The sequence below is a fragment of the Nitrogeniibacter aestuarii genome (genome assembly GCF_017309585.1).
GTDB classification, from domain to species: domain Bacteria; phylum Pseudomonadota; class Gammaproteobacteria; order Burkholderiales; family Rhodocyclaceae; genus Nitrogeniibacter; species Nitrogeniibacter aestuarii.
Window position 1 is genome coordinate 1,111,145 of sequence record NZ_CP071321.1, and the last position, 19,688, is coordinate 1,130,832.

At 63.8% G+C, this 19,688-nt stretch carries 11 protein-coding genes; 5 read left to right on the forward strand and 6 right to left on the reverse strand.

Going from position 1 to position 19,688, the window contains the following annotated elements; all coding sequences use genetic code 11:
• The first annotated feature begins 5 nt into the window (after positions 1–5).
• Positions 6–4,388, forward strand: a complete 4,383-nt coding sequence (locus J0W34_RS05205; RefSeq protein WP_230970957.1) for a PAS domain S-box protein — start codon at positions 6–8, stop codon at positions 4,386–4,388.
• A 3-nt stretch (positions 4,389–4,391) separates the two neighbouring features.
• Here J0W34_RS05205 and J0W34_RS05210 read toward each other — a convergent pair whose 3' ends face one another.
• The 5 genes from J0W34_RS05210 to J0W34_RS05230 all read right to left on the reverse strand — a co-directional run bounded on the left by J0W34_RS05210 (position 4,392) and on the right by J0W34_RS05230 (position 8,895).
• The gene (locus J0W34_RS05210; protein ID WP_230970958.1) at positions 4,392–5,117 is read right to left on the reverse strand and encodes a hypothetical protein; all 726 of its coding nucleotides are present in this window, start codon (positions 5,115–5,117) and stop codon (positions 4,392–4,394) included.
• Complete coding sequence (locus J0W34_RS05215) at positions 5,096–5,602, reverse strand: DUF2478 domain-containing protein (protein WP_227815922.1); 507 nt, start codon at positions 5,600–5,602, stop codon at positions 5,096–5,098. The genes J0W34_RS05210 and J0W34_RS05215 overlap by 22 nt, the downstream gene beginning before the upstream one ends.
• Positions 5,603–5,668: 66 nt before the next feature.
• Positions 5,669–6,370 carry a hypothetical protein gene (locus tag J0W34_RS05220; RefSeq protein ID WP_230970959.1) on the reverse strand — a complete coding sequence of 234 codons (702 nt, stop codon included), beginning with the start codon at positions 6,368–6,370 and terminating at the stop codon, positions 5,669–5,671.
• Entirely contained in the window at positions 6,367–6,720 is a 354-nt protein-coding gene (locus J0W34_RS05225) for a thioredoxin family protein (RefSeq protein ID WP_230970960.1), read from the reverse strand. The genes J0W34_RS05220 and J0W34_RS05225 overlap by 4 nt, the downstream gene beginning before the upstream one ends.
• Before the next feature lie 63 nt (positions 6,721–6,783).
• The gene (locus J0W34_RS05230) at positions 6,784–8,895 is read right to left on the reverse strand and encodes a PAS domain S-box protein (protein ID WP_230970961.1); all 2,112 of its coding nucleotides are present in this window, start codon (positions 8,893–8,895) and stop codon (positions 6,784–6,786) included.
• A gap of 300 nt (positions 8,896–9,195) precedes the next feature.
• Between J0W34_RS05230 and J0W34_RS05235 the strand changes: the two genes are divergently transcribed.
• The 3 genes from J0W34_RS05235 to J0W34_RS05245 all read left to right on the forward strand — a co-directional run bounded on the left by J0W34_RS05235 (position 9,196) and on the right by J0W34_RS05245 (position 16,056).
• On the forward strand, positions 9,196–9,708 hold the full coding sequence (locus tag J0W34_RS05235; RefSeq protein ID WP_230970962.1) for a hypothetical protein: 513 nt from the start codon (positions 9,196–9,198) through the stop codon (positions 9,706–9,708).
• A gap of 30 nt (positions 9,709–9,738) precedes the next feature.
• Complete coding sequence (locus J0W34_RS05240; RefSeq protein ID WP_230970963.1) at positions 9,739–10,659, forward strand: hypothetical protein; 921 nt, start codon at positions 9,739–9,741, stop codon at positions 10,657–10,659.
• 153 nt (positions 10,660–10,812) lie between these two features.
• Positions 10,813–16,056, forward strand: coding sequence for a PAS domain S-box protein (locus J0W34_RS05245; RefSeq protein WP_230970964.1), 5,244 nt, complete (start codon positions 10,813–10,815; stop codon positions 16,054–16,056).
• 68 nt (positions 16,057–16,124) lie between these two features.
• Here the strand turns inward: J0W34_RS05245 and thiC are convergent, their stop codons facing one another.
• A complete protein-coding gene (gene thiC / locus J0W34_RS05250) occupies positions 16,125–18,041 on the reverse strand; it encodes a phosphomethylpyrimidine synthase ThiC (RefSeq protein WP_230970965.1) in 1,917 nt (638 codons plus the stop codon).
• A gap of 427 nt (positions 18,042–18,468) precedes the next feature.
• Between thiC and J0W34_RS05255 the strand changes: the two genes are divergently transcribed.
• The gene (locus J0W34_RS05255) at positions 18,469–19,626 is read left to right on the forward strand and encodes a porin (RefSeq protein WP_227818330.1); all 1,158 of its coding nucleotides are present in this window, start codon (positions 18,469–18,471) and stop codon (positions 19,624–19,626) included.
• Positions 19,627–19,688 lie beyond the last annotated feature (62 nt).

Consider the following 19,688-nt stretch of genomic DNA (forward strand, 5'->3'; position numbering starts at 1 on the left):
TCTGCATGAAAGATGAGATTGTCCGTGCCGGATGGTGGCCTCGCGGGCTGTGGCTCGGCGTCGCGCTGGGCGTGGTCGCCAGCATTCTGCTGGGTTGGCAGTTGCGTGAACAGGAGCTGCGTCGGGCGACCGACGAAGTGGCCCGCCTCGCCGATGCACGCGCACGCCAGCTGGTTCAGCAGCTTGAGGTCCGCGCCGAGCGGCTCGGCCAGATCGCCGCCACCATCGCCTCGACTGAAGGTACGCTGCCGACCGAACACCGTCGTGACGCGGCCGACCGGGCGCTGATCTATTTTGATGAAAACGGCGTGGCCCATTCGCTCATGGCGCCGGCCGAGGCAACCGTGGTTCCGGCATCGACCACACACATGCGTGCGCTCGCGCACATGGCACTGGGGGGGCGGGAGCGCGCCTTTGTGATTGACCCGGGCGTTGCGGGCGTCGACGGGCCTGGCGCGTTCTGGTTTTACCGCGTCGAGCGGCCGGGTCGGGAGGGCGGCATGGGCTTGCTGGCCCTGTCGCTCGATCTCGGTGCCTTGCCCCAACCGTTCGAACTCGACAGTCTCAGCCTCTCACTGCATACACCGGATGACCTGCCTGCCGGGCAAATGCCGGGGGAAGGGCCCGGTGCCGTCAGCACCGTGACAGTAGACGGACAGCACATCGCGGTGCGAGCCGAAGCCCGGGCGGGATTCGTCTCGACTCACCTGACTGCCGCGCCGGTCATCGTCTCGCTTTTCGGTATGGCCGCCTCGCTTGCGACCGCGGTGGCGCTAAATGGGCTGTGGCGGCGACAGACCGCCATCCGCCGCGTTGTCGAGTCACGGACACGTGAGTTGCGCGAAACGGAAATGCGCTTTGCGGCTGCGTTCGAACACGTGGCGATGGGCATGGCTCACATTGGTCTGGATGGCGAGTGGGTGCGAATCAACGCGACGCTGTGCCGGGTGCTGGGGCACACGCGCGAGCGCTTGATGAATCTGGGGCGTGCCACCGTGAGCGACCCGCAGGATCTGGCGCGCGAAGCCGATGCACGCGTCCAGATGCTGGCGGGCGAACGCGATATCTACGTCACCGAGTGTCGCTACCGGTGCCATGGTGAGCAGGTGGTGTGGGCGCGATGCGTGCTGTCGCCGGTGCGCAATCATGAGGGCGAAGTCGTCTATTTTTCCCTCAGCGTCGAAGACATTACCCAGCGCAAGGCCGCGGAGGACGAGGCGGAGCGCGCCGAAGAAGACAAGAGCCGCTGGCTGTCGGTGATCGAAGCGGCGGGACACGGCCTGTTCGATTGGCGCTTTGACTCCGACATGGTGCTGGTGTCCCCCATCGGCAAACGGCTGATCGGATTCGACGACTGGGAGCTGGACAACACCTTTGCGCAATGGCTGTCCCTGGTGCACCCGGACGACGTGGAAGTGGCGCGCCAGGCCATTACCGCACATCTCAAGGGCGAGACCGAGGCCTTGCGCGTGGAGACCCGGATCCGTTGCAAGGACGGGACCTACCGCTGGATGCTCAACTGCGGCACCGTGGTCGAGCGTGACGAAAACGGTTGGGCGCTGCGCCTGGTGGGGACCAACACCGACACCACGGACCAGAAGCTGATCGAGAAGGCGGCGCGCGAGGCCGAGATGCGTTGGCAATTCGCCCTTGAGAGCGCCGACCACGGCATCTGGGAATGGGATGTCTCATCCGACGTTCTCGACTGTTCGCCTCAGGCCAAGGACATGTTCGGTCTGACCGATGAAACCATGTTCGCCTCGTTCGGGCAGTTCCTGGCGCGAGTGGCGCCCGAAGACCTGTCTCGTGTGGAAAAGACAATTGATGACATGGTCAAGGGCGTGCGCAGCGCCATGTCCATCGAGTTCAAGGCGCGTCACGCCGGTGGCGGCTGGCGCTGGGTCATGGTGCGCGGCAAGATTGTCGAGCGCGACCGCCACGGGCGCGGACTGCGTGCGGTGGGCACCTACACCGACGTGACGGCCAGCCGGCTGGCTGAAATCGGTCTGCGCGAGCGTGAGAAACAGCTCTCGACACTGGTCGATGCCATGCCCGACGGTGTTTTCCTCAAGGACGGTCAGGGCCGCTGGCAAGTGGTCAACCTGGTCGGGCTCAGCCTGTTCAACCTTCAGCACATTCAGTGGCGCGGCTGCAGCGACCTCGATCTGGCGCGGCAGTTTCCCGATCGTCGCGCCGAGCTGCTGGGGTTCTGGAGCAACGACGAGAGCGCCTGGATCGCCGGGTCGACCACCATGTCTCGTGAAGTGATTTCAGTCTCGGGTATTGGCGAGCGCCAGTTCGATGTCACCCGCGTGCCCCTGTTCGGCCCCGAGGGCGGGCGGCAGGGCATCGTGGTGGTGGCGCGTGACGTGACGCAGCGCATCGAATCGGAGCGCCGCATCAGCTCGGGCGATGCCCTGTTGCGCGGCGTGTTCGAGGCCGTCAATGACGGTCTCATGGTCTTCGATGCAAAGGGCGGGTGTCTGCAGTGCAATCCGATGGCCGAGGCGCTGCTGGGCCGTGTGGCGGCACACCCCGGTCAGATCGAAATGGCGAACCTCCCGCCGGATGAGCGTCGGGTCGCTCAGCGGCTGCTGGCGCGCATGCGCCGGCGCCAACCGGCGCTCGAGACGGCAACCCGTGTGCGCGAAGACGGGGAGGTGGTCGAACTCGAGCTGACCGGTCTGCCCATGAGATCAGACCACGAAGAGCGCTACCTGATCGTGGTGCGTGATGTGACGGAGCAGCAGCGCCATGCGCGCGAGCGTGAGCAGCACAACGAGGCGCTCGAGGCCCAGGTCATCGAGCGCACTGCCGATCTGGAGGCCGCCAAGGAAAGTGCCGAGCGCGCCAACCAGGCCAAGAGCATGTTCCTGGCCAATATGAGCCACGAAATCCGCACGCCCATGAACGCCATCATCGGCCTGTCCGGCCAATGCCTGAAATCCGATCTGGACGCGCAGCAGCGTGATTACATCACCAAGGTGAACGGCGCGGCGCTCTCGCTGCTCGACATCCTCAACGACATCCTTGACTACTCCAAGATCGAGGCGGAACGGCTGGAGCTGGAGCGCGCGCCGTTCGATGTGCGCGAGGCCGTGGGCAATGTCTCTGCCATGGTCTCGTACCGGGCCGTGCAGAAAGGTCTGGATTGGCAGGTCGAGATCGCGCCTGATGTGCCCGAGGTGGTGCAGGGTGACGCCCTGCGTTTTCGCCAGATCCTCACCAACCTGTTGTCCAATGCGGTCAAGTTCACCGAGCATGGCGGCATCTCGGTGCATCTTGCGGCACGCCGGGACGGCGCCCGCCGGGTGTGGTTGCGTGGCGAGGTCAGCGACACGGGCATCGGCATGGCGCCCGCCGTGCTGGCCCGCTTGTTCGAACCCTTTCAGCAGGCGGACAACACCACCACACGCCGCTTCGGCGGTTCGGGCCTCGGGCTGGCCATTGCCAAGCGGCTGGTCCATGCCATGGGTGGCAAACTGACCGTTTCCAGCCACGAAGGGCAGGGCTCGACCTTCGGCTTCGAGATTCCGTATGAACCCAGCTCACGCTCGCAACTGGTGATCACCGCGCGCGCGCAACCCGCGTCGGAGCGGTTGGCGCAACTGGCGGGCGCCCGTGTGCTGCTGGTGGAAGACAACGAACTGAACCAGCAGCTTGCGGTGGAGTTGCTCGAAGAGCGGGGTATTCAGGTGACCGTGGCCGAGCATGGCGAGATGGCCCTGCAGCGTCTCGCTCGTGACCGCTTCGACCTGGTGCTCATGGACATCCAGATGCCGGTCATGGATGGGTACGAAGCCACTCGGCGCATCCGCCTCATGAGCGAACACAAGGCACTACCGATTATTGCCCTGACGGCCCATGCCATGGCCGAGGAGCGTGCGCGCTGCCTGCAGGCGGGCATGAACGATGTGCTCACCAAGCCGGTGGATCCGATCGATCTCAATACCCTGCTGGTGCAGTTCCTGGTTGATCGGTCGCAGGCGCAAGACACCCCGCGCGTGTTCGGCAAACTGCCGCTGCCGGCCGTGGCACAGGTGCTCGACGAAAAGGTGGGCATGCGCTACGCCGGTGACAAGCCGGACCTGTACCTGCGCTTACTCAAACGCTTTCGCGAAACCCAGCATGACCTGATGGATCGTCTGGACGCGGCCTTTGCGGCGGGCGATGACGTCGAGGCTTACCGCCTGGTCCATACCCTCAAGAGCACGTCCGCGACAGTTGGCGCTGTGTGCCTGAGCGAAGCTGCGCGCGAGTTCGAGCGTCTGTTCGAAGCCGGAAAAGCCGACCGGCACCAGGCTCAGCTCAAGCGTCTGCACAAGGTGTTTGCGGATGCGCTGGCAGCGATCGGTCAACGGATCGATCAGCCCGAGACCATGAAATAGGCGCTAGCGGCGGGGCGTGTGTTCCACCCAGCCGATCACATGCCATTGCCGGGGCGTGAGCGGCCACAGGGCAAATTTTGCGGGTGGACGCCAGCCGAAAGTGCCGTGATCTTCCACTTCGCAACGCATGCCGGCCCACAGGGCGCGGGCCACGTCGATTCCGGCCGTCGGCCCCATGGCCGCTTCATTCGAGTCGGGCAGGCGGGCAGGCGCCACGCTCGACGAGAACACGTCATGCCAGCTGGCCCAGGAGTGAGTGTCGAACCAGGCCGCGTGTGTAGTCAGCCAGCGGCCCAGCGCATCGGCCGGAAACACCTGCCCGATCACGTTGCAGAACAGAAAGGCGGCATCTGACCAGTGCTCCGACAGCCGCGACAGGGCCTGCAGATCGTGGAACACGTCGTCGCGCGGGAAGTGCCAGGGCATGTCCCGGAAACGATGGCGCAGCAGCCAGCGGGCGAGGGGGTCCGGCTCGAGCGCGACAAGGCGCCCGAAGCGCGACAGAAAGCGTGCGTTGAGCGCGTAACCACCGGATGGGCCGACCAGTACCAGCGTGCGTGCGTCCGGCTTCCAGGCGTTCAGCCAGGTGCCGACGGCCTGATGAAAAGGTGCCCAGCCTCTGGCGTGGTAGCGCCAGGCGCGCCAGTGGTAGCCCAGCCCGCCGCTGGCATCGTTCCAGCGGTCGCGCAGCTTGGTCGGGTCGGTGTTCAGGCGTTCAGGGCCTGCCACCACTGGCGCAGGGCGTCGGCCGTCATGGCCAGGCTGGCGCTTTCACCACCGGTGAATTCGTTCCACTCGGCGGTGAAACGCTCGGGTACGGCCGTGAGCAAGGGAATGCCGGCAACAACCGCATCGATCATCTCGGCACGCAGACCGTCGCCACCCGCCTCCTGAGCGCCGAATTTGTTGAAGATGGCCAGTTGCGCACCGGCGCTGATGCCCTGCTTGATCAGTGCGGCGGCGTCGGCCATGGCGTTCGGGTCGAGCCGGCAGGCGTTTGACCCGGCACCCAGGTCCTGAGACAGACCCATGCGCTGCCCGGTGGGGAGGACTTCGAACTCGATACCGCAGGTTTCCATGGGCCCGTTGTCATACTGGACAGCGCCCACAAGACGGACACCGGCGGCCTTGAGTTCCTGGGCGAAGTCGGCCAGCAGGGGAGAGGGGTTGTAGTCGGCCGGGTAGATGACCGCGGCAATGGGCATGGCTTCCATACTGCGTTTCCGCTCAATGAACTGGCCTCATTGTCGCATGAGGCGGTGATGATGCATCGACCCAGATCAAGTCTCGCTGGTTTGCTTCAGGTGAGCGCGGATCATGGCGAGCGAATGGCTGTACATGTGCTCGATCTGCTCGGGCGGGTAGCGAAACTGCGTGCCCACCGGGCAGGCGAGCCGGGCCAGACAGGTGGTGGCGCAACTCGAATCCGGGCGGGTGCGATTGGCCAGGCAGGCGGGCAGCGAGAAGCCGTCGCCATCCATCGCGCGGGCCGGGCAGGCGCTCACGCAGGGCGTGCCCTCGCAGCTTTGGCAGGGGCTGACAAGCAGTTCGGCCCGTGGGGTGATGGGCAGGTGCGTGTCGGCGAGGACGGCCGCACGATAGGCAAACCAGCTGCCCCAGCCTGGGTGAACCCCCACCTTGAACGGCGAGTCGTGATGCCAGCCGGCAAGCTGGCCGAGTCGTTGAAGGCCGACGGCAGTCTCTCCGGGATACAGCCAGTGCACATCGGCCATGTCGGTCAGCCCGGCGAGCCACGCGGCGACGACATGCCGGCTGAAGTCATCCATCGGATGGGCGCCGGTGGTGTTCGATTGAAGCAGGGCACGCCAGAAGCCGGGGCCGGCGTGACCCACCAGAATCAACTGTCGGGGTGCGGTGCGCGGCAGGCCGGCACGAACATCCGCCGGCAGTGTGGCCACGTCGAATACCGCCTGCAGGTTGAGCCCGGCCGCATCGAGGGCCGCGAAGGCCGGGCTGCTCACGGGCACGGGCCCATGGCGGCGAGCGCGTCTTCGACCTCCTGAGGCTGTTGCGGGCGCACCACACGGGTGCGCTCCACACCATCACGCAAGAAGATGAGCGTTGGCCACAGCTTGACCTTGAAGTGGCGCCCGAGGCGTCGGCCGGGGCCGTCTTCGATACGCACATGGTTCAGCGATGGATGAGCACTCAAAGCCGGATCGACCAATGCACGTGCCCGCGCGCAGTGCCCGCACCAGGGGGCGCCGAAATCGAGGATCAGGCAGCCGGGCGTCAGGCTGACTTCATCCGGGGTGAGGGGGCTGGGGCTGTACTCGGGCATGGGCTGCGGGGCCGCGGCGGCGGGCATCATCGTTGTTGCCGCAGTCTGACACAGACCCGTAGCACGTGCGTCCAGCGCGGTGTGCCGCCGCGCTCAGTCCTGCAAGAACCCCGGATCGGCAAAGGCTCCGGTGAAGTTGGTTGATGTCGTCGCGTCGAAGATGGCGTAGCCGTTCTTGCCGGCATGCTTGGCTTCGTACATGGCTTTGTCGGCATGCCGGATCAGGTGCTCGCCGTCAACATTGTCATTGGGATAGGTGGTCATCCCCACGCTGGTCGATACCTTCAGTTCGACACCTTGAAAGGAGACCGGTCGGGCGCATTCCTCGATGATCCGCTCGATCAGATGAATGCACTGGTCCAGGTCCGAGAGCCCCGGCATCACCGCGACGAATTCATCGCCGCCAAGTCGCGCCAGGGTATCGGTGCGTCGCAGGACGGCCTTGACCCGGTTGGAGACGGCCTTGAGCACTTCGTCGCCGGCCTTGTGCCCATGGTTGTCGTTAACGGCCTTGAATCCGTCCAGGTCCATGTACAGAAGGGCCAGTGAGGTGTCGTCCCGGTCGCAGCGGGCGATGCCTTGCTCAAGGCGGTCGTGCAGCAGGGCGCGATTGGGTAGCCCGGTCAGCGCGTCGAAATGCGCCATGCGCTTGAGCGCCTCGCGTTGTTCGCGCAACTGGGTGATGTCCGAGATCAGCGCCACATAGCGCCCCACCGACATGTCGTCGCTGGGCACCGAGCTGATGGTGAGCAGACCGGCGTAGTTCTGACCGCTTCTGCGCCGCCCCTGGACTTCACCGCTCCAGCACCCCTCGGTCTGGAGGGCCTGCAGTATGTTGGTCTTGAGCCGCTCAAGCTGAGGGCCGGTGGTGAACATCTCGCCGGTACGGCCGATCGCCTCGCGCCGGTCGTACCCGGTGATCTGGGTGAAGGCCTCGTTGATCTGCAGAATGCGTCCGCTGAAATCGGCGATGGCGACACCCTCGTGGGTATGGTCGAACACGGTGCTGGCCAGGCGCATGTGGGCTTCGGCGCGTCGTCGCTGTGTGATGTCCCGGGCGATTTTCGAGGCGCCGACAATGCGTCCGTGTTCGTCGTGCACAGGCGAGATCGTCACCGATACGTGGATCGGGGTCTTGTCACGGCGGATGCGCACCGTCTCGAAATGGTCGACCCGTTTCCCCGCCCGGATCTGGCCGAGAATGAAGTCCTCTTCATGGGCCTTCTCCTGCGGGAAGAGCATCAGCATGGGTTGGCCGATGGCTTCTTCGGCAGTGTAGCCGAACACGCGCTGCGCCCCGGTGTTCCAGCTGGTGATGATGCCGTCGAGCGTCTTGCTGATGATGGCGTCGTCCGAGGATTCGATCAGCAGCGCGGCGAGTGCGTTCTGTGCATCCGCCTGTTTGCGGGCAGAAATGTCGCGGGCGATTTTCGAGGCCCCGACGATGCGCCCATGCTCGTCGCGCAAGGGCGAGATCGTGGCCGAAATGTGGATCAGTCGCCGGTCCTTGCGGACGCGAAGGGTCTCGAAGTGCTCGATGCGCTCGCCGTTGCGAATCCTGCGCAGGATGTCGTCTTCTTCGTCGATCTTGTACTGCGGGAAGAGCATCAGCATGGGCTGGCCGATGGCTTCTTCGGCGGTGTAGCCGAACACCCGTTCGGCGCCCTTGTTCCAGCTGGTGATGATGCCGTCGAGCGTCTTGCTGATGATCGCGTCGTCCGACGATTCGATCAGCAAGGCGGCCAATGCTTTCTGGGCGTCGGTGTGCTTGCGTTCGGAAATGTCGCGGGCAATCTTGGCCGCACCCACGATCTGTCCGGCCTCGTTCTGCATGGGCGAAATGGTGATCGACACATGAATCAGCCGGCCGTCCTTGTGCCGTCGCACCGTGTCGAACGGGTCGATGCGCTCGCCAGCGCGCAGGCGATCGACGATCTGGTGCTCTTCATGACGGCGCTCGGCCGGGTAGAGCATCAGTACGGACTGGCCGATGGCCTCGCCAGCGGTGTAGCCGAACATGCGCTCGGCGCCCCGATTCCAGGTGGTGATGGTCCCGTCGAGGGCCTTGGTGATCAGGGCATCGTCCGAAGCGTCGAGAACGAACCTGAAGCGCTCGAGTTCCAGAGCGCTGTCGGATGAAAGCGCGGGCGTGGCCGTCTGCGCTGCCATCGGCGCGCGCTGGTCCTGCATGTCGCTCTCGTTCAAGGCGAAATCCTTTCCTGACTATCCGGTTCGGGCGCACCGGACATATCCACATTTACCCTATTGGTATCGGTCGGGAATGGGAAAACTTGAAATAATAAAATCATCAAAAAACATATTTTGACCAAGGTGTATTTGCAGTGCGTCGGCCTGATGGTGGCCGCCTGATCGACTCGACATGGGGTGTGCACCCCATGGTGGAACCCGTCGGGGCTCGACAGAATGACGAAACCGGCATGTGCCGCGTCGGATTCACAACCAACGACCCCGGTGATTGCCAGGGTGCTGACTCAAGGAGAGGCCATGATCAGGCGAATGGCTGGACTGCTACTGCTGATTTCAGGTGCGTCGATGGCCGCGACGCCCGAGGCGCTGTACGCGCAGCGTGACGCGGTCACCGGCGGCGCCTGCGTCCCGATGGCGCAGCTCGCGGATAGCGGCACCGTCGTTCATCCGCTCGAGGACGGTACTGCCCTTCATGTCGTCCCGTGTCGCGCCACCTTCGCCGACGTGATCTCGGTCGTCATTCTTGAGCAGGACGGAGGGCTGCGGACCCTGCACTTTCCCGAACCCGGCATGCGCATGGGCTCGCGCTGGCAGGATGCACGTATGGATCGTATCGGGGTGACCACCCAACTGTCGTCCCCGACAATGCACGATGACGGTTCGCTGGTGAGCCGTCAGCGCATTGCTCCGGGCATGGGCGATGGCTACATCGTCCAGTGTTACCGCATCGAGGATGGCGCGCCCGTGCTGAGCCACTTCACCATTGAACGGGTGGGCGAGCCCGCCATCATCCTGTGGCCCTTGCCCTGAGCGGGGCAAACAAATAACGAGAGAACGCGTATGCGCCCGATACTCAAGACGCTGCTCATGACCGCCCTCGCAGCCATCCATCTGCCTGCAAGCGCGCAGGACGTCCATCGTGACGCCATGGCCCTGACCATCGATCATTTCAACGCCGGCCACACACGTGAGGTGACCGACGCGGGACCTGAATTCCGCTTCATGGTCGCCCTGCTCAAGGCGGTGGGTGAGACCATCCCCGAACTTCAGCCGGCTGAGGCCACTCAGCCCCCGGGGCGAGCCGGTTACCATGAGCCCTTTCGCTTCCTCTCGGCCAGTGACTTCATGGCCGCAGCGACGGACGCGGTGGCAGAGGCGCAGCCGCGCCGGGGCGACGTCCTTCGGGCGGCCGTTGACGATGTCGTTGCAGCTTGCCCGTATCGCAAGAGCAGCACGATCTCCGAGATCTCCAATGGCGAGATGCAGGTGACCCGAAGTACCACGACCATGTACGAACTGGGGACCCGAAGCCGACAGCAGTGCGCTGCCAAAGGGCTGACCGATGCACTGGCCGCCATCGGGCTGAATCTCATCGTCGTCAAGGAAGACGCCGCCCGCTACGGCACCACGCTGACGGTTTATGCCGGTGGGGATTCGGACGGCTGGCGGGACATGCGTTTCGTCAAGGCGGAGGCGCTCAGAATTGAAGGGGCCGAGACACTGTTCAGTGCGCTCGACACCATCAGACTCGCCCGGATCGGTGAGAACAAGGGTGTGCAACTGATCGGCAGTTCCGGGGCCGCCACGTTCACCGATCCCGTCAAGCTGCGCTATGAGCACGGCTGGGGTGATTGTCCGGCCGGTTGCATCCATCGACACTTCTGGGTGATCCGTGTGAAGCCGACGGCCACCGGGGGTGGTGCTTATGATTTTGCCGTGACGGTGGAGCAGGAAGGCGGCGATTCGCTTCCCGGGCGCTAGGGGTGCTTCCGGGCACCTGACCCCCTGAAAAGCACGGCCGTGATTCGATTTGCGCCTCCAAACCCAATACAATCGGGTAACAGGAGATGGCCCGTCGCTCACGATGCAGGCCGCTCCATGGCAGGATAAAACGACGAAAGCCAGGGGGGCGTCGTGGACGAACAGGTCCAGAAAGGACTCATCATCGGCATTGGGGCGTCGGCGGGCGGCTTGCAGAGCTTGCGCCCTCTGGTGAAGGAGATTGCCTCCGACACCCCGCATTTCATCCTCGTGGCGCACCACATGGCGTCGCATCAGCTGAGCAATCTGGCGGAATTGCTGGCCACCCAGGCCGCCGTGTCGGTCAGTTACGCCAGCGATGGCAGCCCGATCAGCCCGCGGCAGATTCTGGTGTGCCCGCCGGGATACGACATCATCGTCGAGCAGGAGCGCGTCCGCCTGGTCGATCCGCTTCCCGGTGCGTCGATCTCACCGTCGATCGATCGCCTGTTTGCGTCCATGGCCGACGTGTTCGGCGAGCGTGCCGTGGCCGTTGTTCTCTCCGGTTCGGGCCGTGACGGCACGATCGGCGCTGGCAAAGTGGCCGCGGCCGGGGGGCATGTCATAGCGCAGGCACCAGATCAGGCGGTGCATCCGTCAATGCCCGAATCGGTGCTCAATGCGGATATTGCCGATCTGATGGGCGATACCGGTCAGATTGCCGCCTGGCTGAACCGGCCGGAGGCATTGATCAGCGAGGGCAACGCCTGCCACGAGGTGGACGCCAAGCGCATCGATGAACTGCTGCAGCGGGTCAGCGCCGCAACCGATCTGGATCTGTCCCGCTACAAGGACCAGACGCTGCGGCGCCAGATCGTGCGGCGCTATCGCAGCCTGGGCCTGGACGGGTTTTCCGACTACATGGAGTACGTCGATACCCATGAAGACGAGCTGCTGACGCTCTACCAGAACTTCCTGATTTCAGTGACCACCTTCTTCCGCGACGAAGAGGCCTTCACCGCCTTGCGCGATGCGCTTGCGCCGGTCATCGAAGCACGTCGCGAAGGGGACAGCTTTCGCGTCTGGGTGCCTGGCTGCGCCACGGGCGAAGAGGCGTATTCGATTGCAATCCTGCTCGCTGAGCTGCTTGAGGGGGCTGACAAGCGCCTCGATCTGCGGATCTTTGCCACGGATGTGGATCAGCGCGCGCTCGAGCGTGCCCGGGGCGCTGTCTTCTCGCAGGAGGCCATTGCCAAGCTGAAGCCGGCACACCGGGACCGATGGTTCTCGGCGTGCAGTGACGGGTGGCGGATCAGCAAGGACATCCGTGATCGGGTGGTGTTCTCCCTGCATGACGTGACGGTCAATCCACCCTTCATCCGGATGGACCTCATCAGCTGCCGTAACCTGCTGATCTATCTCAAGCCGGAACAGCAACTGGAGCTGATCCGCACCTTCCACTACAGCCTCAATCCTGACGCCTTGCTGTTGCTGGGGCGTTCTGAGTCGGTCGGATTCGCGAGCAATCTGTTTTCGGCGGTCGAAGCCGATGCCAAACTCTTCCGGCGCAAGAACAGCGTGGAATCCTATCCGTTGGGACAGTTGCGCTTTCGCAGCCACCGGGCCGGGCCGGTTCAGGCGTTTTCCAAACCGACGGCCACCGTGCAGCGCCAGCATCAGGTCGATGACGCCATGGCGGCGCTGGTCGCCCAGTACGCGCCGCCGGCCGTGCTGGTCAACGCCAACTTCGAACCGGTGCGCTTCTTCGGTCGCGCGCAGCGCTTCTTCTCGCTGGACGAAGACAATCCTGACTTCGCGGTGTTCTCCCTGTGCCTGCCCGAACTGCGTTCCGAACTCAAGGCGCTGTGCTACCGCATGGTGCAGGAGAATGCGCAGGCACTCCATGGCGGCACCATCGCCCTGAGTCATCACGGACTGCCCTCGAGGATTCGTCCATTGGTGCGGCGGCTCGACGTCAACGATGGCGCCAGCGACCTGTCTCTACTGGTGTGCTTCGAGGAGCTCAGCGTCGAGACTGTCGTGGCGGGTGCACCCACCGGTGACCAGGAGGTACTCCCGGCAAATGAGGTGGCGACCCTGAGAACGGAACTCGCCAACACCCGCGAGCACTTGCAATCGGTCATCGAAGAGCTCGAGACCTCGAACGAGGAACTGCAGTCGCTCAACGAAGAGGTTCAGTCCTCCAGCGAGGAGCTGCAAGCGTCCAACGAAGAGTTGCAGTCGTCCAACGAGGAGCTCACGACCCTCAACGACGAGTTGCGCACCAAGTCGATGGAGGCAATCGACCTCAACACGACGCTGGCGAATATCCAGAACTCCCTGCGCTCAAGCCTCATCGTGGTGGACAAGAGCGGCCGGATCGCGCGCTTCAATGCGCTGGCCAGCCGTATTTTCGGGATCGTCGAGAGCGACGTGGGGCAAAGCCTGTATGGCATCCCCTGCCATCTCGATCTGTCGCAGTTGCGCGAGCAGGTCAGCCAGGTCATCGAGACCAGTGTGTCGGTCAAGGAGCGTGTGCATCACGGCGAGTTCCACTACCTGATGCAGATCGACCCGTACCGCAATGAAGTGCAGGAGGTGGCCGGGGCGGTGCTGATCTTCTCCGACGTCTCCGCATTGCATCGTGCCGAGAGCGCCAACGAGGCGCTTGAGCGACGCTTCCGGCTGGTGTGGGAGTCGAGCGTCGAGGGCATGACCGTTGTCGATGGCGACGGCTTCATCCAGATGTGCAATCCGGCACTGGCGCTGATGTTCGGCTACTCGGTCGAGGAATTGACGGGGCAGAGCATCGAGACCCTGGTGCCCGAGGCACAGCGTGCCGCGCACGAGCATTTGCGCACCCGGTTTCTTGGCAAGCATGGATTGCGTCCAACGGCCCGCCTGAACGATGTCGTCGGACGCCGTCGCAACGGCGAGGTATTCAGCGTCGAGATCAGTCTGAGCGCCTTCGAGATCGATGGCGAGAATCAGGTCATCGCGACGGTGACGGACGTGTCGGCGCGAAAGGCCGCCGAGCAGGCCTTGCGTCGCAGTGAGGAGCGTCTGAGGTTCGCACTGAGCGCCTCCAACGCCGGGGTGTGGACCTGGGATGTCAAGACCAACGCCAATGAATGGTCGGACAATCTCTGGGCGGTCTATGGTGTGGCCGATGCCGAGGTCAAGCCCAGCTTCGATGCCTGGCGAAAGAGTATTCGACCCGAGGACCGGGACGCCGTGGTCGAGGCCGTGGAGCGCGCTGCGCACGACAAGGCGCAGTTCGACATCGAATGGCAGGTGGATGTGCCGCGCGGCAGCAAGGCGCGGTGGTTGTTCGCCCGCGGCATGCCTTCTTTCGACGCACAGGGGGAACTCACTCAATACCAGGGGATTGTGCTCGACATCACAGCCCGCAAGGAAGCGGAGCTGGAGATGCAGAAATACGAGACCCTGTTCGCCAACGCCGGCTGGGGCATGGTGATCGTCGACGCGGCGAGCGAACGCATCACGCACGTCAACGAGGCCTTCGCCCAGATGCATGGTTATGCCATCGATGAGGTGCGCGGGCGCAATTTCCACGACTTTTACGCCCCGGATGTGTGCACGGTCATCGACGAGACAAAGGCGCAGGTTGATCGCCAGGGGCATCTTGCGTTCGAGACCGTTCGCTTGCGCAAGGACGGTTCGACCTTCCCGTGTCATGCGGCGGTCTCGGCCTATCGGGATGCGTGGGGCAATGTCGTGTTCCGCGCGGGCGCCTACGAGGATCTGACCGAGCGACGAGCGATGGAACGGCAACTGCTCGAATGGGCCAACGCCTTCCAGAATGCCGAGTTCGGTCTGGCACTGAGTGATCCCCATCGCGGCGTTTTCGTGGCGGTGAACCCTGCGTTCGCGCGGCGGCGCGGCTACCGGGAGGACGAGATGGTCGGCATGTCGATCATGTCGGTTTTTCCGCCGGATATTCATTCCCGGGTCAAACAGCAGCTCGCCGATGTGGATGTGGTCGGTCACGGGGTCTTCCAGAGTGAGCACATCACCCGGTATGGGGATCGTTTCCCGGTGCTGCTCGACATCACCGTCACCAAGTCCGACGAGGGCGTACCGCTTGCCCGGGTGGCCTATGTCGTGGATATCTCCGAGCGCGTGGCTGCCGACATGGAGCTGGCGCGTTATCGCGAGCATCTGGAGGAACTGGTCAGCCAGCGGACCTCGGAGCTCACCGAGGCCAAGGCCGCCGCTGAAGTGGCGTCCAGGGCCAAGAGCGCCTTCCTGGCCAACATGTCGCATGAAATCCGTACGCCGCTCAACGGCATCCTGGGCATGGCACACGTCATTCGCCGCGACGGGCTGTCGGATGAGCAGCTCGCGCGTTTCGACAAGCTCGAAGCCTCGGCCCGGCACCTGCTCGATGTCATCAACTCGATTCTCGATATCTCGAAGATCGAAGCGGGGCGGTTTGAACTCGACGACGAGATGGTCGATGTGTCCCGAATCGTCAATTCCTGCATGTCGATCGTGACCGAGCGTGCGCAGATCAAGGGCTTGAGTCTGGTGCACGACGTGGCTCGGCTGCCCGACCCCCTGAGCGGTGACCCGGTGCGTATCCAGCAGGCTTTGCTGAACTACATGGCCAACGCCATTCGCTTTACCGACACCGGCAGTGTCGTCGTCCGTGTCGAGCAGCTGCAGGAGTCGCCCACCGAGGTGCTCGTGCGATTCTCGGTTGAAGACACGGGCATCGGGATTGAAGCCGAGGCGCTCGAGCGCCTTTTCAGGGCGTTCGAGCAGGCCGACAATTCCCTGACCCGAAAGTATGGCGGCACTGGACTGGGGCTGGCCATCACCTTGCGTATCGCGCGGCTGATGGGGGGCGATGCAGGCGCAACGAGTGTCCCCGGCAAGGGCAGCACGTTCTGGTTCACCGTTCGCCTCAAGAAGATCCAGGCGCCGCCCAAGGCGCGCGAGCCCATTGCGCCAGAGGTGGTCGAGCAGCGCTTGAGAACCGAGTTTGCCAATGCCCGAATCCTGGTGGCCGAGGACGAGCCTTTCAACCAGGAAGTTCTCGACGCCATGCTTTCCGATCTGGGGCTCTCCATCACAATTGCGGGTGATGGGCTCGAAGCCGTCACCATGGCGGGGGATCATCAGTACGACCTGATCCTCATGGACATGCAGATGCCGCGCCTCAACGGACTGGATGCAACCCGGCAGATCCGGCAGCTTCCCGGCTACAGCAAGACACCTATCGTGGCGCTGACCGCCAATGCATTTCTGGAGGACCGGCGGCGCTGCATCCAGGCGGGGATGAGCGACTTCATTCGAAAGCCGGTCGATCCCCAGGGGCTGTTTGCCGCCTTGCTCGACTGGCTAGAAGCAAACCGGTCATCCCGGGCCGAACCGCCGACCGGCGGACAGTAAGTACGTCATGCCACAAGAAACGGGCCGCATCTGCGGCCCGTTTCTGTTCGTCCGTCGCTTGGTGTGGCTCACACCTTGCGATAGATCTCGGCCCCGGATTTGACGAACTCAACCGCCTTCTCCTCCATGCCCCGGGAGAGCGCCGCGTCCTCGCCGATGCCCTGCTGGGCGGCAAACTCGCGCACCTCCTGGGTGATCTTCATCGAGCAGAAGTGCGGCCCGCACATGGAGCAAAAGTGGGCGACCTTGGCCGATTCCTTGGGCAGCGTCTCGTCATGGAACTCGCGCGCCTTGTCCGGATCGAGGCCGAGGTTGAACTGGTCTTCCCAGCGGAACTCGTAGCGCGCCTTGGACAGCGCGTTGTCGCGGATCTGCGCGCCCGGATGGCCCTTGGCCAGATCGGCCGCATGGGCCGCCAGCTTGTAGGTGATGATCCCTTCCTTCACATCATCCTTGTCCGGCAGGCCCAGATGCTCCTTCGGGGTCACGTAGCACAGCATGGCGGTGCCGTACCAGCCGATGTTGGCCGCGCCGATGCCGCTGGTGATGTGGTCGTAGCCCGGGGCGATGTCGGTGGTCAGCGGGCCCAGGGTGTAGAAGGGCGCCTCCTTGCAGTACTCCAGCTGCAGATCCATGTTCTCCTTGATCATGTGCATGGGCACATGACCCGGGCCCTCGATCATCACCTGCACATCATGCTTCCAGGCAATGTCGGTCAGCTCACCGAGGGTCTTCAGTTCCCCGAGCTGGGCTTCGTCGTTGGCATCGTAGATCGAACCCGGACGCAGACCATCACCCAGGCTGAAGGCCACATCGTAGGCCTTCATGATCTCGCAGATCTCCTCGAAGTTCGTGTAGAGGAAACTCTCCTTGTGATGGGCCAGACACCACTTGGCCATGATCGAACCGCCGCGAGACACGATGCCCGTCATGCGATTGGCCGTGAGCGGCACATAACGCAGCAGCACACCGGCGTGGATGGTGAAGTAATCCACCCCTTGCTCGGCCTGCTCGATGAGCGTGTCGCGGAAGATATCCCAGGTCAGTTCCTCGGCCTTGCCATCGACCTTCTCGAGTGCCTGATAGATGGGCACGGTGCCGATGGGCACCGGCGAATTGCGGATGATCCACTCACGGGTTTCGTGAATGTTCTTGCCCGTGGACAGATCCATCACCGTATCCCCACCCCAGCGGATGGACCAGGTCATCTTGTCCACTTCCTCGGAGATGGAAGAGCCCAGGGCCGAGTTGCCGATGTTGGCGTTGATCTTCACCAGGAAGTTGCGCCCGATGATCATCGGCTCCGATTCCGGGTGGTTGATGTTCGAGGGGATGATGGCGCGGCCACGGGCCACTTCATCGCGCACGAATTCGGGGGTGATCTCGCCGGGAATCGATGCCCCGAAGCTCTGGCCCGGATGCTGACGGGTCAGGAGTTTGGCCATGCGTTCCCCCATGGGGCCCGTGCCCTGCAGGGACTCGATATACGCCGCCCGGTTCATGTTCTCGCGAATGGCGATGAACTCCATCTCGGGGGTGATGATCCCCTGACGGGCGTAGTGCATCTGCGTGACGTTGGCGCCGGCCTTGGCCCGACGCGGCGTGCGGTGCAGGCCGGGGAAGCGCAGCTCGTCGAGCGCGCTATCCGCAGCACGGGCACGACCGAACTCGGAGGACAGGTCCGGCAGCACCTCGGTGTCGCCGCGCTCTTCGATCCACTGCTGGCGCAGCGGGCTCAGGCCGGAGCGGATGTCGATCTTCGCCGCCGGGTCGGTATAGGGGCCGGAACAGTCGTAAACGAAGATCGGCGGGTTCTGCTCGCCGCCAAACCCGGTGGGCGTATCGGCCTGGGAGACCTCGCGCATGGGCACACGCACATCGGGGCGTGAGCCTTGCACGTAGATCTTGCGTGAGTTGGGCAGCGGGGCAATGGCCGCTTCGTCCACGTGGGCAGATGAAGCGAGGAATTTTTCGGTGGCGTTCATGCGGTCTCCTGCTGGGAACGGGGAATGGGCGTGGCCCTCTGGGGGGCTGTGTGCCGGTTCAGGTGCAAGTTCCACGCCATTCGGGGGCGGTGGGCCATCCCTGGTGCTCGCATGCCGTCAAACCGCGTCGATCAGGCGGGCTGGGGCGTCGATGTGCTCATGGGCAGGTACCGGCGAGTTCGTGAGACATGGGTCCCGGTACCGCGGATTAAGACACAACTGTCGCGGACAGGCTTCTCCGGATTGAACATCTGTCTCAGCGTTTTTCTCCGATTTTTGCGGTGCAATAACTGCAAGATGCCCGAATTTAGGGGCTCTTGGGCCTTGGCACGGTTGCTGCCTGAGATGCCCTCTGACGGACCATGGCACGCGCCGTGTCATGGCGTCGGACTGAGACAGAACACCACCCAGACTCTCGGAGGAGACAATGAAAAAGCATAACCATGGTGTGACGACCGGGGCACTCGTACTGGCACTGAGCATGGCTTCGGGCTCCGCCCTGGCCGACAAGACCATCGCTGAATTCGAAGGCGGCAAGATTTCCATCTTCGGCATCATCGACGTCGGTCTGCTCTACATGAGCAAGTCCGGCAGCAACGGTGACAGCAAGGTGTCGATGGAAACCAGTGGCCTGCGCCAGACGGTGCTGGGCTTCAAGGGCGAGCGCGACATGGGCGATGGCATCACCGCCTTCTTCAATCTCGAATCGCACTTCGACACCAATAACGGTCAGCTGCACGGCACCGGCGATGCGCGCGATGCCAACGGCGATTACTCGGTGCCGCAATGGCGTCGTCAGGCCAACATCGGCATCCGCGGCGACTGGGGTAGCCTGACCTTCGGTCGCCAGTACGGTCCGGCCCTGCTGGCCCACATCGGCACCGAACCGCGCGCCTTCAAGGAGCAGTTCTCCAACCTCTACGCCTGGGCCTACAACCAGTTGCTCACCACCTGGGACTTCGGTTCCGGTGATCGCAACACCAACAACGACGTGGGTATCTTCTTCAGCAACGCCATCCAGTACCGCAACACGCTGGGCCCGGTGGACTTCGGGATCATGTACGCCCTGGGCGGGCAGGAAGACAGCGCCGAGGACAACAGCGCCTTCGCGCTCGGCGCCGCCTACAACGGCCCGGTCACCCTGTCGGCTTCCTACCAGCTGATCAAGGACGATACCACCGGCAACAACAACGTCACCCACTGGGGACTGGGCGCTGCGGTGCCGGTCGGGGACTTCACCTTCAAGGGCAACTACCTGGGCGCCAAGAACGAGACCGAAGCCGGTGTCGAGCAGTCCGATGTGGCGGCCATCGGCGTGGGTGTGGACTGGAAGTGGAACGAGCGCAACTCAGCCACCGTGGCCTACTACCACAACAAGGATCGCAACAATAACGATGACGAGACCCGCAACCTGGTGATCAGCAACGACTTCGCCTGGAAGCCGGATACCACCATCTATGTGCAGGCGGCCTGGGTGGATGCCGGCGATGCCGCCACCATCAAGACCAGCATCGTGGCGGCCGGTGTGCCGTCGGTGGGCGAAAAGTCCTTCCTGATCAACACCGGTATCAACTTCATGTTCTGAACGTGAGCCGACAGGCGCGACGCCGAACCCGGTCGGCGTCGCGCCTTCGCGCGTCCGCACAC

Coding starts and splice junctions, on each gene's coding strand:
- J0W34_RS05205 (WP_230970957.1), top strand. CDS start 6: ATGAAAGATGAGATTGTCCGTGCCGGATGGTGGCCTCGCGGGCTGTGG.
- J0W34_RS05255 (WP_227818330.1), top strand. CDS start 18,469: ATGAAAAAGCATAACCATGGTGTGACGACCGGGGCACTCGTACTGGCA.
- thiC (WP_230970965.1), bottom strand. CDS start 18,041: ATGAACGCCACCGAAAAATTCCTCGCTTCATCTGCCCACGTGGACGAA.
- J0W34_RS05235 (WP_230970962.1), top strand. CDS start 9,196: ATGATCAGGCGAATGGCTGGACTGCTACTGCTGATTTCAGGTGCGTCG.
- J0W34_RS05215 (WP_227815922.1), bottom strand. CDS start 5,602: ATGGAAGCCATGCCCATTGCCGCGGTCATCTACCCGGCCGACTACAAC.
- J0W34_RS05225 (WP_230970960.1), bottom strand. CDS start 6,720: ATGATGCCCGCCGCCGCGGCCCCGCAGCCCATGCCCGAGTACAGCCCC.
- J0W34_RS05240 (WP_230970963.1), top strand. CDS start 9,739: ATGCGCCCGATACTCAAGACGCTGCTCATGACCGCCCTCGCAGCCATC.